The sequence below is a fragment of the Geodermatophilus tzadiensis genome, assembly GCF_003002915.1.
Classification (GTDB): Bacteria; Actinomycetota; Actinomycetes; order Mycobacteriales; family Geodermatophilaceae; genus Geodermatophilus; species Geodermatophilus tzadiensis.
The window spans coordinates 363,682-379,523 of record NZ_PVTG01000002.1; the positions used below are offsets into that span (position 1 = coordinate 363,682).

Genomic DNA, 15,842 nt, shown 5'->3' on the forward strand with positions numbered 1-15,842 from the left:
GCGGTCGTGCTCTGCCCCCCACCTGGGGGCAGAGCACGAGCGACCGCGGGAGGACTGCCGTCCGCTCCGGTCCGGCACCGCCGACCCCGTGCGGACCGGCTCGTTCAGGCCGGCGCGATGGACAGCGTCAGCCGGCGGCGGCCCTCCTCGGAACGGGCGGTGCGCAGCCGCTCCTCCGACGGGGTGCCGTACTCGGTGGTGCGCTGCCGGGCGGGCCGGCCGATCGCCGCCGCGATGGCCTCGAGCTCGGCGATGGTCTTCAGCGAGCCGTTCTCGCTGCCGGCCATCCGGCTGATCGTCTCCTCCATCAGCGTGCCGCCGAGGTCGTTGGCCCCGCCGGTCAGCACCGCCCTGGTGCCGGCCTCGGCGAGCTTCACCCACGACGTCTGGATGTTGGGGATCCGGCAGTGCAGCAGCAGCCGGGCGACGGCGTGCACCGCCCGGTTCTCCCGCACCGTGGGCCCGGGGCGGGCGACGCCGGCGAGGTAGATGGGCGCGTTGTGGTGCACGAAGGGCAGCAGCACGAACTCGGTGAACCCGCCGGTGGCGTCCTGCTGGGCGGCGATGGTGCGCAGGTGCGCCACCCAGTGGGCGGGGGTGTCGACGTGGCCGTACATCATCGTCGACGTCGTCGGCAGGCCGACCCGGTGCGCGGTGCCGATGATCTCCAGCCACGTCGCCGCCGGCAGCTTGCCCTTGGTGAGCACCCAGCGGACGTCGTCGTCGAGGATCTCCGCGGCCGTCCCGGGCACGCTGTCGAGGCCGGCCTCCTTGGCGGCGGTGAGGAAGTCGGCGAACGACAGCCCGGTGCGGGCCGCGGCGTTGACGATCTCCATCGGGCTGAACGCGTGCAGGTGGATGTCCGGCGCCCGGCGCTTCACCTCGGCGATCAGGTCGAGGTAGGCGGTGCCGGGCAGGTCGGGGTGGATGCCGCCCTGCATGCAGATCTCGGTGGCACCGGCGGCCCAGGCCTGGTCGACGCGGTCGCCGACCTCGCTGAGCGACAGCGTGTAGGCGTCGGCGTCGGTGCGCCGCTGGGCGAAGGCGCAGAACCGGCAGCCGGTGTAGCAGACGTTGGTGAAGTTGACGTTCCGGTTGACCACGTAGGTGACGTCGTCGCCCACCGTGTCGCGGCGGACGGCGTCGGCCAGCGCGCACAGCGCCTCGAGGTCGGCGCCGTCGGCCCCCAGCAGCGCCAGGTACTGCGCGTCGGACAGGCCGGCGGGGTCGGCCTCCGCGGCCCGCAGCGCGGCGTGCACCTCGGGGACGCCGACGGCCAGCGCGGTGGAGTGCCCGTCCCGGGCGGCCGTCGTGCGCTCGCGCAGGTCGGCCCAGTCGCCGTAGACGGCGTCGAAGTCGCTGCGCCGGTCGCTGCTGCGCCCGACGGTGTCGACCTCGACGTGCAGGTCGGTGCGCCCGGTGGAGACCCAGGCCTCGTCGGGCTCCTGCCACGGCAGCCCGGTGGGGACGCGGCCCTCCACCGCCAGTCCGTCGGGCCCGGCGAGGGCGGCGACGTGCGGGCGGACCCGCGGGTCGAGCCACGGCTCGGGCTCGAGGACGTAGCGGGGCTGGGCGGCCAGCCGCTCGCGCAGCGTGAACCCGCCCTCGGCGCTGAGCGCGGCCAGCTTGTCGGTGTTCGGCCAGGGCCGCTCGGGGTTGACGTGGTCGGGGGTGAGGGGGGAGACGCCGCCCCAGTCGTCGACGCCGGCACGCAGCAGCAGGCCCAGCTCGGTGGAGTCCGACAGGTTCGGCGGCGCCTGCACCCGCGCCCTGGGCCCGAGCAGCAGCCGGGTGACGGCGACCGCGGCCACGTACTCCTGCAGCGCGAGGTCGCCCGAGCCGGCCATCGCGGTGCGCGGCTTGGCGCGGAAGTTCTGCACGATGACCTCCTGCACGTGACCGTGCCGCTGCTGCGCGGCGCGGATCTGCAGGACGGCGTCGACCCGCTCCGCCGGCGTCTCGCCGATGCCCAGCAGCACCCCGGTGGTGAACGGGACGGCGGAGCGGCCGGCGTCCTCCAGCACCCGCAGCCGCACGGCGGGCTCCTTGTCGGGGGAGCCGAAGTGCGGGCCGCCGGGCTGGGACCACAGCCGGGTCGCCGTCGTCTCCAGCATCATGCCCATCGACGCCGACACCGGCTTGAGCCGCTGGATCTCCTCCCAGCTCAGCACCCCGGGGTTGAGGTGCGGCAGCAGGCCGGTCTCCTCCAGGACCCGGATCGCCATGGCGCGCAGGTAGGCCAGCGTGGAGTCGAAGCCGTGCGCCTCGAGCCACTCGGCGGCGACCGGCCAGCGGTCCTCCGGGCGGTCGCCGAGGGTGAACAGCGCCTCCTTGCAGCCCAGCGCCGCGCCGTCGCGGGCGATCTGCAGCACCTCGTCGGGGGAGAGGAACGGTGCCTTGCCCTCCCGGCGCAGCTGCCCGGGCGTGGTGACGAACGTGCAGTAGTGGCAGCGGTCGCGGCACAGGTGGGTCAGCGGGATGAACACCTTGCGGCTGTAGGTGACGACCCCCGGCCGCCCCGCGCTGGCCAGCCCGGCGTCGCGGACCCGGGAGGCGGCGGTCAGCAGCCGGTCCAGCGGCTCGCCGTCGTCCAGCCCGCGCGCCGAGAGCAGCACCTCGGCCTCGCCGGCGTCGAGGGTCACACCCCGCTCGGCGCGGACGAGGGCGCGGCGCAGGGCGTGGTCGGGAACGGGCGCGGCAGTCATGGTGCCTGCACGTTATCCCCGGACGCGGTGGTCAGGACCGTGCCGGTCCGGCCGCTCCCCGCCGCCGCGGCGACCGCCGGCTCGGTCCGGTAGTCGAACAGGTCGGCCTCGTGGGTCATCCGCCAGTACTCGACGATCCGCCACGGGAGGACGGCGACGACGCGCCCGTCGGCGTTGCGGTACCAGTTGGTCATGCCCGGATGGGTCCAGACCATCCGTCCGTGTGCCTCGTCGACGGCCCGGTTGTAGGCGTCGTGCACCTCCTGGCGCACCTCCACCGCGCCGAGGTCCTGCTCCACCATCGTGCTGAGCACGTCCATGACGTAGCGGACCTGGCACTCGAGGATGGTGATGAAGCTGCCGCCGTGGCCCAGGGCGGTGTTGGGGCCGGTCAACACGAACAGGTTGGGGAAGTCCGGCACGGTGATGCCCAGGTAGGCGGTCGCGTCGTGCTCGCCCCACACCTCCCGGGTGGTCCGCCCCGAGCGGCCGGTGATCTCCATGGGGTGCAGGTAGCGGTCGGTGTGGAAGCCGGTGGCCATGATCACGACGTCGAACTCCCGGTGCCGGCCCGCGGAGTCGACCAGCCCGGTCTCGGTGACCTCCGTGACCGCCTCGGTGACCAGGTCGACGTCGTCCCGGCGCAGCATCGCGTACCAGCCGTTGTCCAGCAGCATCCGCTTCCCGAAGGGCGGGTAGTCCGGTAGCGACTTGTCGACCAGGTCGGGCCGGCCGGCCAGCTGCTCGGTCAGGTAGCGGGTGTAGAAGCGACGGTGGCCGTGGTTGGCCGCGTTGATCGAGGCGCGTTCCTCTCCCCAGTCCGGATCGACCTGCAGGGTCGGGTGGACCTTGTCGTTGAAGATCCACGACAGCCGGGCCCGGTACCAGGCGGCGTAGTAGGGCACGTGCTCCATGAGCCAGTGCACGTCCTCGCCGACGGGCGAGAAGTAGACGTCGTTGGGAGCGATCCACTGCGGTGAGCGCTGGAACACCGTGAGCGACGCGACCCGGCCGGCGATCGCGGGGCCGATCTGCATGGCACTCGCGCCGGCACCGACCAGGGCGACCCGCTTGCCGGTCAGGTCCAGCCCGGTCGGCCAGCGGGCGGAGTGGAACAGCGGGCCGGAGAAGGAGTCCAGCCCAGGGAGCGGGGGGATCCTCGGCCGGTTGAGGACCCCCACGGCGGAGATGACCGCGTTCGCGGTCAGCGTGTACGGCACGCCGTCCGGGCCGACGGCCGTGACCTGCCAGCGCTGGGTGTCGCCGTCCCAGCGTGCGGCGGTGACCTCCGTGCCGAAGCGGACGTTCGACCGCAGGCCGAAGGCGTCGGCGAAGTCCTCGAGGTAGGCCTGCACCTCGTCGCGCTTGCCGAAGTGGGTCGACCAGTTCCGCGGGAAGAACGAGTAGCTGTACAGGTAGCTCGGGGTGTCGACGCCCGCGCCGGGATAGGTGTTCTCGTACCACCCGCCCCCGACCTCGGAGTTCTTCTCCAGCACGACGTGACCGACGCCGGCCTCGCTCAGTCGCGCGGAGGCCAGCATGCCGGCGACGCCCGCCCCGACGACCACGACGGAGAACCTCCCCGCGTCCCCCGACACGGGGACGCGCGCCGGGGCCGCCGTGAAGCCCATGACCTCGCTCAGCATCGGCGCGAACTCGGGCGGCACCGGCTCACCCATGACGACGTCGATGAGGCCGGAGAGCCGGTCACCTGCCGGCCGGTCGATCGCGGCCGGCCGGCCGGCGGACCACGCCAGGACGGCGTCGACCACGCCGCGGCGGATCTCCTCCTGCACCTCCTCGGGCAGCCCGCCGGTGCGGTTGTCGTCCATGCCGCGACTGCGGGTGGGCCGGTAGCGCTCCGTCAGCCAGCGGGGATCGCCCGTGAGCTGGTGCACGACGGCCAGCAGGGTCGGGACGTTGCCGTGGGCCACGGCGGCGCGCAGCCGGCCGGGGTCCACCGGGTGCGGTGCGATTCCGTCGGTCATGGGACCTCCTCGTCCGTACGAGGCTAACCACGGGTAGTCACATCTGACCAGAGGCCAGGGGTGTTGTCCGGACTCGCGAGGTGACCGTTGACAGCGGGCGCGAACCCTCTCCATGCTGTGGTCCGCGCCATACTAACGGTCGTCAGCCAGTGCGGCCGCGATCCCGGGAGGACGTCATGGAACTCGTCGAGGCGATGCGCACCACCGGCACGTGCCGCTACTTCACCGACGACCCGGTGCCCGACGAGGCCCTCCATGCGGCCTTCGACGCCGCGCGGTTCGGACCGCAGGGTGGCAACCGCCAGCCGGTGCGCTGGATCGTCGTGCGGGACCAGGCCAAGAAGCAGGCGCTCGCGGACCTCTACCTGCCGTACTGGGACGAGTACTTCGGCGCGATCGCGTCGGGAGGGGTCGACGTCGGCGCGCTCCCGGAGACGGTCCGGAGCGCCGACCACTTCGCCCGGCACCTGGCCGAGCACCCCGTGCTGGTGGTCGTCTGTGCCGAGATCGCCGGCCTGCACGTGACCGACGCCGATCTGGACCGGACCCCGGTCGTCGGCGGTGCCTCGATCTACCCGACCGTGCAGAACTTCTGCCTCGCGCTGCGTGACCAGGGGCTCGGCAGCGCGGTCACCACGCTCCTGTGCCACGAGGAGCCGAAGGTCAAGGAGCTGCTGGGCATCCCCGACGGTTTCCTCACCGCCGCTCACCTGGCGGTCGGCTACCCGGCCCGCGGCTTCCCGCGCAAGCTCACCCGCTCGCCCGTGGAGGAGATCGTCGGTCTCGACGACTTCTCGACCCCGATGTTCCGCTGAACCGGGCAGGGCCTGAGGAGATGACCGACGCGATCACGACCACCCCCCTGGGCCGGGCGACGCTGGGCGACCAGCTGCGGCGCCACGCCAGGACGCTGCGCGACAAGCCGGCCTTCGTCGCCTACGGCGCGGACGGCGCCCGCCGGGTCACCACCTACGCCGAGCTGGACGAGCGCGCCAACCGGTTCGCCTCCGTGCTGGTCTCCCACGGCGTGCGCCGTGGTGACCGGGTCGCGGTGATGGCGCGCAACGGGGTGGAGTCGGTGGTGGCCTACTTCGGGGCGCTCAAGGTCGGCGCGGCGTTCTCCGGCGTCAACGTGCTGTTCCGCGAGACCGAGGTCGCCGCCCAGCTGGCCCACCTCGAGCCCGCCGTGGTGGTCGCCGGCGCCGAGTTCGTCCCGGTCGCCGACGCGGTGCGCGCGCAGGTCGACGTCCCCACGTGGCTCGTGCTGGGCGACGCGCCGGAGGGCTGGGAGTCCCTCCCGGAGCTGCTCGCCGGCGCCGACGCCGGCGAGCCGGACACCCAGGTGGACGAGAACGACCTGGCCCTGGTCGTCTACACCTCCGGCACGGAGGCCGCGCCCAAGGGCGTGATGATCACGCACCGCAACTACCTCATCTCGACCGCGCCGGCGTGGGGCTGGGGTCTGCGGACGGGCACCGACGACATCTGGCTCTACGTCATGCCGTTCCACACGATCGCCGGCATCGGGTCGATGACCTCGCTGCTCATGATGGGCGCCACCCTGGTGCTGCCGGCCACCACCGAGGCCGGGGCCTCCCTGGCGATGATCCGTGACGAGGGGGTCACCGTCATCGCCCAGACCCCCACCTTCTACATCGCGCTGGCCGGCCACGAGACGTTCGGTGCGGCCGCGGTCGGCACGGTGCAGCGCTGCATGACCTACGGCGGACAGGTGTCGCCGCACGCGATCAAGGCATGGGCCGAGGCCGCCCCGGGCGTCACTTGGGGGACCTACTGGGGACAGTCCGAGCTCTCCCAGCTGGGCTCGGTGGGCTGGTTCCGCACGCTGGAGGACATCCCCGACGGCGACCCGACCTGGATCGGCAAGCCGGTCTCGCACCTGGAGGTCCGGGTGGTGGGGGCCGACGGCGAGGAGTCGGGGACCGGTCAGCTGCTGTGCCGCTCGCCCTCGGTCATGCGCGGCTACTTCAAGGACCCCGAGCGCACCGCCGAGGTGCTCCGCGACGGCTGGGTGCACACCGGTGACATCGTGCGGCAGGACGAGCAGGGCAACCTGTTCTTCCTCGACCGGCTCAAGGACATGATCAAGACCGGCGGGCTGAACGTGTCCTCGCAGGAGGTGGAGCGTGCGCTGCAGGCCCATCCCGACGTCGTCCGCGCGGCGGTGGTCGGGCTGCCCGACGACTACTGGTCCGAGGCGGTGACCGGGTTCGTGGTCGTGCGCCCCGGGGCGGCGGTGACCGGCGAGGACCTGAGGGGGCACTGCCGGGAGTCGCTGGCCGCCTACAAGGTGCCGAAGGCCGTCCACGTCGTCGACGAGCTCCCCGTCGACCCCCAGGGCAAGCTCCTCAAGCGCGAGCTGCGCCGGGTCCACGGTCGGTGACCGGGGTCCCGGAGCCGGCCGTCCCGGACGGGGACGGCCGGCGCCCCCCGTCCGTGCGTCCGCGGACCGTCCCGGGGCGGCGCAGGGCGGAGATCGCCGAGGCCGCGGCACGGTTCTTCGCCGAGCACGGCTACCACACCGTCGGCATGCGCGAGATCGCCGAGGCGGTCGGCATGCGCGGGGCCAGCCTGTACAACCACTTCTCGTCCAAGGAGGAGATCCTCTACGCCATCGCCCTCGCGATGACGGAGGTGCCCGTCGAGCAGCACATCCCGCTCCTCGACGCGGAGGGCAGCCCGGCCGACCGGCTGGCCGCCCTGCTGCGGGCGCACATCCGGCACCTCGCCGACCACCGGGTCGAGCACCTCGTCGGGCTGCGCGAGCTGGCCGCCCTCACCCCGGAGCACCGCGCGGTGATCACCGACCACCGGCGGTACTACCAGCGGCGGGTGCGCGACGTGGTCGCCGCCGGGGTGCGTGCCGGTCAGTTCGCCGTGGACAGCCCCGGGCGGGCCGCCGTCGCGGTCCTGGACATGGTGAACGGCATCAGCTGGTGGCTGCGGCCCGACACGGACGTCGACGAGCTGGTGGAGACCTACCTCGGTCTCGCGCTCGACGGGGTGCTGCAGCACGCACGGGAGGACCGGGCGTGACGGCCCCCGGGCCGCTGGCGGGGCTCCGCGTCGTGGAGATGGCCGGCATCGGACCCGTGCCGCACGCGGCGATGGTGCTGGCCGACCTGGGGGCCGACGTCGTGCGGGTGGAACGGCCGGGGACGGCGTCCTCGCCGGACGGCGTCGTCGACGCCGACGCGGCGCTGTACCGCAACCGGCAGCGGACCGCCGTCGACCTCCGGAGCGACGCCGGCCGGACGACCGTGCTGCACCTGGTCGCCGCGGCGGACGTGCTGCTCGAGGGCTTCCGCCCGGGGGTCATGGAGCGTCTCGGCCTCGGCCCCGAGGAGTGCCTGGCGGCCAACCCCGGGCTGGTGTACGGCCGGATGACCGGCTGGGGACAGGACGGTCCCTGGGCGCGGACGGCCGGACACGACATCAACTACCTGGCCGTCACCGGCGTCCTGGAGACCATGGGACCGGCCGGTGAGCCCCCGCTGCCGCCGTTGAACCTCGTCGGGGACTTCGGTGGTGGGTCGATGTTCCTGGTCACCGGCGTCCTCGCCGCGCTGCACGACCGCGGCCGAGGGGGTGCCGGCCAGGTGGTCGACGCGGCGATGGTCGACGGTGCCGGGGTGCTGGCACAGCTGCTGTGGTCGTGGCGCGCCGCCGGCCGGTGGTCCGACCACCGCGGCGCCAACCTGCTCGACGGCTCCGCGCCCTTCTACTCGACGTACCGCTGCGCGGACGGGCGGTTCGTCGCCGTCGGTGCCCTCGAGCCGCAGTTCTGGGCGCTGCTGGTGACCGGCCTGGCCCTCGAGGAGGCCGACCTGCCCGACCGCTGGGACCGGCGGCGCTGGCCGGAGCTGCGCGCCGTGCTCGCCGGCCGCTTCGCCGAGCGCACCCGTGACGCCTGGGCCGAGCACTTCGCGGACACGGACGCCTGCGTGACACCCGTGCTCTCCTTCGCGGAGGCGGGCGCCCACCCGGCGGCGCGGGCGCGGGGGACGACGGTGACGGTCGACGGGGTGGAGCAGGCTGCCGCGGCGCCCCGGTTCTCGCGGCACCCCCAGCGACCTCCCTCGAGGGTCCGGGAGGTCGGGCCGGCCGACGTCCTCGCACGGTGGCGGACGGGGCCCGGAGCGGATCAGGACGCCGGGGCGTCGACGTAGCGGCCGCGGAGGCGGAGCAGGGGAGCGGCGTCCTCCCGCAGCACCGGCACGCCGACGACCCGCAGCAGCGCCAGCACGTGGTCGCCGGCCGGCACCAGGCGGTCGACCCGGCAGTCCAGGGCGACGACGCCGCCGTCGAGGACGATCGCCTCGCTGCCCGGCGCCCGCGACCACGGCACCGACTCCAGCAGGTGCCGGGCGCCGGGCCGGCCCGCCGAGGAGAACCGGCTGGCCAGGATCGCCTGCCCGGCGGCGAGCACGGTGAGCGCGCACGACCCCACCGCCTCGAGCACCTCGGCGGGGTAGCCGTCGGCGGCCAGCCCCACGGCCACCAGCGGCGGGTCGGCCGAGACGCTCATCACCGAGGTGACCGTCGTCCCCACGTCGTCGGTGTCGTCGCGGACGGTCATCAGCGCGACCCCCGCGGGGTGCTGGCGCAGCGCGGCGGCGAAGTCGGCGGGCGACACGGACATGGCCGCCAGTCGACCACACCGAGCAGGATGGGCCGGGTGAGCAGCGCAGCGCAGACCTACGACGTCGTCGTGCTGGGAGCCGGGTCGACCGGGGAGAACGTCGCCGACGTCGTCGTCCGCGGCGGCCTGTCCGCGGTGCTGGTGGAGGAGCACCTCGTCGGCGGGGAGTGCTCCTACTACGCGTGCATGCCGAGCAAGGCCCTGCTGCGCGGCACCGAGGCCATCGAGGAGGTGGCGGCGGTCAAGGGCGCGGCGGCCGCGGTGACCGGCGAGCAGGACGTGGCCGCGACCCTCGAGCGCCGCGACTCCGTCACCCACGACTGGGACGACAGCGGCCAGGTCGGCTGGGTGGAGGGCGCCGGCATCGGCCTGCTGCGCGGCACCGCCCGGCTCGACGGCGAGCGCACCGTCGTCGTCACCGGGCCCGACGGCGGGACCACGCGGCTGACGGCGCGGCACGCGGTCGCGGTGTGCACCGGGTCGGAGGCCGCGGTGCCGCCGGTCGAGGGGCTGCCCGACGTGCAGCCGTGGACCCCGCGCGAGGCCACCAGCGCCGAGGCGGCACCGCGCCGGTTGCTCGTGGTGGGCGGCGGCTACGTCGGCTGCGAGATGTCCTTCGCCTGGAACGCGCTCGGCTCGCAGGTCACCCTGTTCCAGCGCGGCGACCGGCTGCTGCCCGGCGCGGAGCCGCAGGCCGGTGACGCGGTGCTCGCGTCGCTGCGCGCCCACGGCGTCGACGTCCGCCTCGGTGCGCACGTGGGCGCCGCCCGCCGCGACGGCGACGAGGTCGTCCTCACCGTCGACGGCGAGGAGGTGCGCGGTGACGAGGTGCTCGTGGCCGTCGGCCGGCGGGCGCGCACCACCGCCGTCGGCGTGGACACCGTGGGCCTCGAGCCGGGCGAGTACCTCGACGTCGACGACACGCTGCAGGTGCGGGGCCTGCCGTGGCTCTACGGCGTGGGCGACGTCAACGGCCGCCGCCAGCTCACCCACATGGGCAAGTACCAGGCGCGCCAGGCCGGGGCGGCCATCGTCGCCCGCGCCCGCGGCGAGGAGGTCCGCGCCGAGGACTGGTCGCCGCACACCGCCACCGCCGACCGCGCCGCCACGCCCTCGGTCGTGTTCACCCTCCCGCAGGTGGCCAGCGTCGGGCTGACCAGCGCCCAGGCGCAGGAGCGGGGCCTGCCGCACCGAGTGGTCGAGTACCCGATCGGCTCGGTCGCCGGCGCCTCGCTGTTCGCCGACGGCTACGAGGGCACCGCGATCGCCGTCGTCGATCCCGAGCGCGAGGTGCTGCTCGGCGTCACCTTCGTCGGCCCGGCGGTGGCCGAGCTGCTGCACGCGGCCACGATCGCCGTCGTGGGGGAGGTGCCGATCAGCCGGCTGTGGCACGCGGTCCCGGCCTACCCGACGGTCAGCGAGATCTGGCTGCGCCTGCTCGAGGCGTTCCGCGGCTGAGCCGGTGCGCGGTGGTCCCGATCACCGTGCTGGAGTGGAGGCGTGCCCGCACCGTCCCGTTCCTCCTGGCGGCGCTACGTCGCCCTCGGCGACTCCTTCACCGAGGGGCTGGCCGACCCCGACCCCGACCGTCCCGGCGAGTACCGCGGCTGGGCCGACCGGCTCGCCGACCACCTCGCCGCCGCCGGTCCCGGCCTGGAGTACGCCAACCTCGCCATCCGCGGCCGGCTGCTGCACCAGGTGCTCGCCGAGCAGGTGCCCGTGGCCCGCGCCGCGCGACCGGACCTGATCAGCCTGGTGGCCGGCGGCAACGACCTGCTGCGGCCCGGCGCCGACCCCGACCGGCTGGCGGCCGCGCTGGAGGAGGCGGTGGCCGGGTTCCGGGCCGACGGCGCCGACGTGCTGCTGGCCACCGGCGTCGACCCGCGGCTGACGCCGATCATCCGGCGCACCCGCGGCCGGGTGGCGGTGTTCAACGCCTCGCTGTGGTCGATCGCCGCGCGGCACGGCGCCGTCGTCCTCGACCAGTGGGGTGCCGGCTGGCTGCTGGACTGGCGGCTGTGGGACGGCGACCGCATCCACCTCACCGCCGAGGGGCACCGCCGCACGGCCCTGGCCGCGGCCGCGGCGCTGGGCGTCCCGGTCGCCGACGACGGCGACTGGCGCACCCCGCTGCCCCCGGCACCGCCGCGGGCGCTGCGGGCGGCGCTGGCCGAGGAGGCCGCGTGGGTGCGCGGCTTCGTCGGGCCGTGGGTCGCCCGCCGGGTGCGCGGGCGCTCCTCCGGTGACGGCCGGTCGCCCAAGCGCCCGGTGCCGCTCGCGCTGCCCTGAGACGTCAGGAGCGGCGGCCGCGTCCCTCACCGGCGGGCGGGTCGTCGTCGACGACCTTGAGGAACATCCGCCGCGAGGGCGGCGGCAGGGTGTCCTCGATCGGGAACAGGTCGATGCCGTCGGCACCGGCCGGGACCGCCGGGACCGCGGGGACCTCGCCCGTCACGGCCTCGAGCTCGCCGGTGACCGCCTCCAGGACGGCGGCGGCCTCCTCGGCGGCCCGCTCGACGAGGGCCTCGGCCGCCCGCGGGCCGGTGCGGCTGGGCAGCGGCGCGGGCCGGCCGAAGGCGTAGCCCTGGGCCATCGCGCAGCCGTGCCGGCGCAGCCAGTTCGCCTGGTCGAGGTCCTCGATGCCCTCCGCGATCACCTGCAGGCCCATGCCCCGGCCCAGCTGCAGCAGGCCGTGCACCAGCGCGGCGGTGGAGGGCTGGGTGACGACGTCGGCGACGAAGGAGCGGTCGATCTTGACGGTGTGGATCGGCAGCCGGTGCAGCGCGGTGATCGCCGAGTAGCCGGTGCCGAAGTCGTCGAGCGCCAGCGTCACGCCGCGCTCGGTCACCTCCGACACCGCCTGGAGGGTGGCCTCGGCGGCGAACAGCGCCGTCGACTCGGTGATCTCCAGCTCCAGCCGCTCGGGCGGCAGGCCGGACTCGTCCAGCGCGGCGGCGACCAGGTCGCTGAACCCGGGCTCGGCCAGGTGGCGGGCCGAGACGTTGACGTGCACCCGCAGCCCGGCCGGCCAGCCCGCGGCGTCGTTGCACGCCTGGTGCAGCACCCAGGCGCCGAGCCGGGAGGTCAGCCGGTTGTTCTCGGCGGCGTCGAGGAAGGCCCCGGGCGGGAGCAGCCCGCGGGTGGGGTGCTGCCAGCGGATGAGCGCCTCGTAGCCCAGCAGCGTCTCGTCGGCCAGGGACACGATGGGCTGGTAGAACAGCCGCAGCTCGTCGCCGTCCAGCGCCCGGCGCAGGTCGGTCTCCAGCTGCAGCAGGTCGACCTCGTCGTCGGTCAGGCCGTCGTCGTGCACCTCGATGCGAGCCCGGCTGCCGTCCCGCTTGGCGCGGGTCAGCGCGTTGTGCGCCTGGCGCAGCAGGTCGTCGGGGCCGACGTCGGAGCCCATGGTCAGCCCCACGCTGGCCGACAGCACGATCTCGCGGCCGCCGAGCTGGAACGGGTCGTCGAGGACGGCGAGCAGCCGGTCGGCCAGCGCGCGCAGCCCGTCGAGGTCCTCGACGTCCTCGGCGAGGATGAGGAACTCGTCGGCGCCCAGCCGGACGGCGGTGTCCTCGACGCGGGTGCTCCAGCGCAGCCGGTCGGCGACCTGGCTGAGCAGCTGGTCGCCGGCCTCGGTGCCGAGGGTGTCGTTCACCGCCTGGAACCGGTCGAGGTCCAGGTGCACCAGGCCGACCTGCAGGCCCCGGCGGCGGGAGAGCGCGAGGGCGTGGTTGAGCCGGTCGGTGAGCGCCCGGCGGTTGGGCAGGCCGGTGAGCGGGTCGGTGAAGGCCCGGCGGACCAGGTCCTCCTCGGCGCGGCGGCGGTCGGTGACGTCGACCAGGGACAGGACGACGAACTGCGGCTCCCCGGTGCTGCGGTGCACCACGTCGTGCGACTGCTGCACCCACAGCTCGCTGCCGTCGGCGCGGCGCAGGCGGCGCTCGCCCTCCTGGCGCAGCCACGGGTCGAGGCCGGGCACGGCGCCGGTCCCGCCGTCGCGGACGGGGGCCTCGTCGGGGTGGGCGAGCAGGTCGACGTGCCGGCCGACCATGTCCTCGACGCCGCGGCCGGACAGCGCGCACAGCGCGTCGTTGACCACGAGCAGGCGCCCGTCGAGGTCGACGAGGGCCTGCGGGACCGGCGAGGACAGGAACAGGGCGCGGAAGAGCTGGCCGCGGTCGGCCAGCAGCGTGTCGATGGCCCGCAGCCTCGAGCCCGCCGGGCTGCCGGGCCGCCCGGGCTGGCCGGCCCTCGGCTGCGGCGTGCGGGGGGCGCTGAGAGTCACCCCGACAGGGTGGCCGACCGGGCGCCGGGAGTGACGGAACCCGTCGTCGGAATGTCGTGGTCGACCGATCACACCGGGTGATGGGAGCGTCCCACCGGGAACACCCGTCCCGGCGGGCGCGCTGGTGCCTGCGTGACCCCTGGCACGGACAAGCGGATCGGGTTCCTGTCGTTCGGCCACTGGCAGCCGATCGCCGGCTCGCAGGTGCGCAGCGCGCGGGACGCGCTGGTGCAGAGCGTCGAGCTCGCGGTGGCCGCCGAGGAGCTCGGCCTGGACGGCGCGTTCGTGCGCGTGCACCACTTCGCCCGCCAGCTCGCCTCGCCGTTCCCGCTGCTGGCCGCCATGGCCGCGCGGACCTCGCGGGTCGAGATCGACACCGGTGTGGTCGACATGCGCTACGAGAACCCCCTGTACATGGCGGAGGAAGCCGCGGCCACCGACCTGATCAGCGGCGGGCGGCTGCAGCTCGGCGTGAGCCGCGGCTCGCCGGAGACGGCGCTGCGCGGCGCGGAGGCCTTCGGCTACGTGCCGCCGGAGGGGTCCTCGGACGCCGACCTGGCGCGGGAGAAGACGGCGCTGTTCCTGGCCGCCGTCCGCGGCGCGACCGTCGTCGACGCCGACCCCGGGATGACCGGTGGCGCGCGCGGCCGGCTGGCCGTGCAGCCGCAGTCGCCGGGCCTGGCCGACCGCGTCTGGTGGGGCGCGGGCACCCGGGCCACGGGGGAGTGGGCGGCCCGCCAGGGGATGAACCTGATGAGCTCCACGCTGCTGGTGGAGGACACCGGCGTCCCCTTCGACGAGCTGCAGGCCGAGCAGATCACCCGGTTCCGCGCCGCGTGGGCCGAGGCCGGGTGGGACCGCCGGCCGCGGGTGTCGGTGAGCCGCAGCGTGATCCCGGTCGTCACCGACCTCGACCGCGCCTACTTCGGCGAGCGCTCCGGGGAGGACCAGGTCGGGCTGCTCGAGGGCGTGCGCGCCCGCTTCGGCAAGAGCTACGTCGGTGAGCCCGACCAGCTGGCCGAGGAGCTGGCCAAGGACGCCGCCGTCCGCGAGGCCGACACGCTGCTGCTCACCGTGCCGAACATGCTCGGCGTGGAGTACAACGCGGCCCTGCTGGAGAACGTCGCCCGGCACGTCGCCCCGGCGATCGGCTGGGCGCCCGCCGGCTCCCGCTGACCGGACGCACGCGAGCGGCCCAGGACCGGATCGGTCCTGGGCCGCTCGTCCTCCGGAGGGAGTGCCCGGGGTCAGGGGGCTCCGCTCAGCTGGCGTCGAAGGAGACGTTGCCCTCGGCGTCGATGAGGGCGGTGACGGTGCCCACGTCGGTCGGGTCGTCGACCAGGGCCGCCTCGCAGGCGATCTCCAGCCCGTCGGCGGCGACCAGGACGGTGCGGTCCCCGGCGTCGCAGGTCGAGGTGACCGTCAGGCCGGCCTCGGTGGCGAACTGCTCGGTCAGCAGCGCCTCCACGTCGGCGACCGAGACGAAGACCCCGGTGCTGTCGATGCGGACGTTGCCCTCGTCGTCGGTCTGCTCGACGGTGTAGCCGACCTCCTGGCCCTCGACCATCGCGGTGCAGGTGGTCACCGTGCCGGCGGCGAGCTCGACGTCCTCGGGGCAGCTGACGTCGGTGACCGTGACGCCGGCCTGCTCCTCGGTGATCGAGACGATCTGCCGCTCGGCCTCGGCGGTGTCGAGGTAGCTCGTGCTGAACAGGAAGAAGGCGCCGACGCCGAGGCCGGCGAGGACCAGCACGGCGACGATGCTGCCGACGATCGCGCCGGTGCGCTTCTTCTGGGTGGGCTGCGGCTGGCCGTAGCCGCCGGGGGCGCCGTGGCCCGGGGCGGGGAAGGGCGGCGGCCCGTAGGGGCCCGGGCCCTGGGGGTTCGGGGTGCCGTAGCGGGGGTCGTGGATCTGGGTCACGTGGGACTCCTCGATCGGTCCCGGGCCGTCCCCGGGTGCTCGGGAGCACCGTGCCGCCGCCCGCTTGCAGTCCTCTGGCAGGCCACTTGCAGGTCCTGTCGGGGCGCTGTCCTGCGCCTTCCCTCCGGTCCGGCGAGCGCGCCCGGCAGGGATCGAACCTGCGACCAAGTGCTTAGAAGGCACCTGCTCTATCCGCTGAGCTACGGGCGCTCGGGCGCCGATGATGACACCTCCCCGCGGCCGGCCGCGCTCCGCCACCGACACAGCGGAGTCGCGTCGTCCA

At 74.7% G+C, this 15,842-nt stretch carries 12 protein-coding genes and 1 tRNA gene; 7 read left to right on the forward strand and 6 right to left on the reverse strand.

Annotated features, from left to right (window positions below; all coding sequences use genetic code 11):
• Positions 1-104 precede the first annotated feature (104 nt).
• Both LY71_RS04855 and LY71_RS04860 read right to left on the reverse strand, forming a co-directional pair.
• Entirely contained in the window at positions 105-2,705 is a 2,601-nt protein-coding gene (locus LY71_RS04855; RefSeq protein WP_106275803.1) for a bifunctional FO biosynthesis protein CofGH, read from the reverse strand.
• Positions 2,702-4,693, reverse strand: a complete 1,992-nt coding sequence (locus LY71_RS04860; RefSeq protein WP_106275804.1) for a flavin-containing monooxygenase — start codon at positions 4,691-4,693, stop codon at positions 2,702-2,704. The genes LY71_RS04855 and LY71_RS04860 overlap by 4 nt, the downstream gene beginning before the upstream one ends.
• 176 nt (positions 4,694-4,869) lie before the next feature.
• Between LY71_RS04860 and LY71_RS04865 the strand changes: the two genes are divergently transcribed.
• Genes LY71_RS04865 through LY71_RS04880 form a run of 4 tightly spaced genes read left to right on the forward strand, consistent with a single transcriptional unit; the run spans position 4,870 to position 8,883 of the window.
• Positions 4,870-5,508 carry a nitroreductase family protein gene (locus LY71_RS04865; RefSeq protein ID WP_106275805.1) on the forward strand — a complete coding sequence of 213 codons (639 nt, stop codon included), beginning with the start codon at positions 4,870-4,872 and terminating at the stop codon, positions 5,506-5,508.
• 20 nt (positions 5,509-5,528) lie between these two features.
• The gene (locus LY71_RS04870) at positions 5,529-7,097 is read left to right on the forward strand and encodes a class I adenylate-forming enzyme family protein (RefSeq protein ID WP_106275806.1); all 1,569 of its coding nucleotides are present in this window, start codon (positions 5,529-5,531) and stop codon (positions 7,095-7,097) included.
• Positions 7,098-7,150: 53 nt separating this feature from the next.
• Positions 7,151-7,750 carry a TetR/AcrR family transcriptional regulator gene (locus tag LY71_RS04875; protein ID WP_211297140.1) on the forward strand — a complete coding sequence of 200 codons (600 nt, stop codon included), beginning with the start codon at positions 7,151-7,153 and terminating at the stop codon, positions 7,748-7,750.
• The gene (locus LY71_RS04880; RefSeq protein ID WP_170121220.1) at positions 7,747-8,883 is read left to right on the forward strand and encodes a CaiB/BaiF CoA transferase family protein; all 1,137 of its coding nucleotides are present in this window, start codon (positions 7,747-7,749) and stop codon (positions 8,881-8,883) included. Before LY71_RS04875 ends, LY71_RS04880 begins: the two co-directional genes overlap by 4 nt.
• Here the strand turns inward: LY71_RS04880 and LY71_RS04885 are convergent.
• Positions 8,859-9,356: a flavin reductase family protein gene (locus LY71_RS04885; RefSeq protein WP_106275808.1), complete on the reverse strand. Its 498-nt coding sequence runs from the start codon at positions 9,354-9,356 to the stop codon at positions 8,859-8,861. The genes LY71_RS04880 and LY71_RS04885 overlap by 25 nt on opposite strands.
• Positions 9,357-9,383: 27 nt before the next feature.
• Here LY71_RS04885 and LY71_RS04890 point away from each other — a divergent pair, with 27 nt between their 5' ends.
• Together LY71_RS04890 and LY71_RS04895 are read left to right on the forward strand one after the other, a co-directional pair.
• Positions 9,384-10,814: a dihydrolipoyl dehydrogenase family protein gene (locus LY71_RS04890; RefSeq protein ID WP_106275809.1), complete on the forward strand. Its 1,431-nt coding sequence runs from the start codon at positions 9,384-9,386 to the stop codon at positions 10,812-10,814.
• A gap of 42 nt (positions 10,815-10,856) precedes the next feature.
• Positions 10,857-11,645, forward strand: a complete 789-nt coding sequence (locus LY71_RS04895) for an SGNH/GDSL hydrolase family protein (RefSeq protein ID WP_106275810.1) — start codon at positions 10,857-10,859, stop codon at positions 11,643-11,645.
• A 4-nt stretch (positions 11,646-11,649) separates the two neighbouring features.
• On the opposite strand, the gene LY71_RS04900 is transcribed toward LY71_RS04895, so the two are convergent.
• Positions 11,650-13,638 carry a putative bifunctional diguanylate cyclase/phosphodiesterase gene (locus LY71_RS04900; protein ID WP_245887666.1) on the reverse strand — a complete coding sequence of 663 codons (1,989 nt, stop codon included), beginning with the start codon at positions 13,636-13,638 and terminating at the stop codon, positions 11,650-11,652.
• Between the two features lie 132 nt (positions 13,639-13,770).
• On the opposite strand from LY71_RS04900, the gene LY71_RS04905 reads away from it, so the two are divergent.
• A complete protein-coding gene (locus tag LY71_RS04905) occupies positions 13,771-14,814 on the forward strand; it encodes an LLM class flavin-dependent oxidoreductase (protein ID WP_106275811.1) in 1,044 nt (347 codons plus the stop codon).
• Positions 14,815-14,899: 85 nt separating this feature from the next.
• Here LY71_RS04905 and LY71_RS04910 read toward each other — a convergent pair whose 3' ends face one another.
• Together LY71_RS04910 and LY71_RS04915 are read right to left on the reverse strand one after the other, a co-directional pair.
• Complete coding sequence (locus tag LY71_RS04910) at positions 14,900-15,559, reverse strand: DUF4333 domain-containing protein (protein ID WP_106275812.1); 660 nt, start codon at positions 15,557-15,559, stop codon at positions 14,900-14,902.
• A gap of 137 nt (positions 15,560-15,696) precedes the next feature.
• Positions 15,697-15,769: transfer RNA gene (locus tag LY71_RS04915), tRNA-Arg, on the reverse strand.
• Between the last annotated feature and the right edge of the window lie 73 nt (positions 15,770-15,842).

Bases quoted from the DNA above. Each gene is read 5' to 3' on its own strand.
- LY71_RS04870 (WP_106275806.1), top strand. From the start codon at position 5,529: ATGACCGACGCGATCACGACCACCCCCCTGGGCCGGGCGACGCTGGGC.
- LY71_RS04865 (WP_106275805.1), top strand. From the start codon at position 4,870: ATGGAACTCGTCGAGGCGATGCGCACCACCGGCACGTGCCGCTACTTC.
- LY71_RS04885 (WP_106275808.1), bottom strand. From the start codon at position 9,356: ATGTCCGTGTCGCCCGCCGACTTCGCCGCCGCGCTGCGCCAGCACCCC.
- LY71_RS04855 (WP_106275803.1), bottom strand. From the start codon at position 2,705: ATGACTGCCGCGCCCGTTCCCGACCACGCCCTGCGCCGCGCCCTCGTC.
- LY71_RS04860 (WP_106275804.1), bottom strand. From the start codon at position 4,693: ATGACCGACGGAATCGCACCGCACCCGGTGGACCCCGGCCGGCTGCGC.
- LY71_RS04890 (WP_106275809.1), top strand. From the start codon at position 9,384: ATGGGCCGGGTGAGCAGCGCAGCGCAGACCTACGACGTCGTCGTGCTG.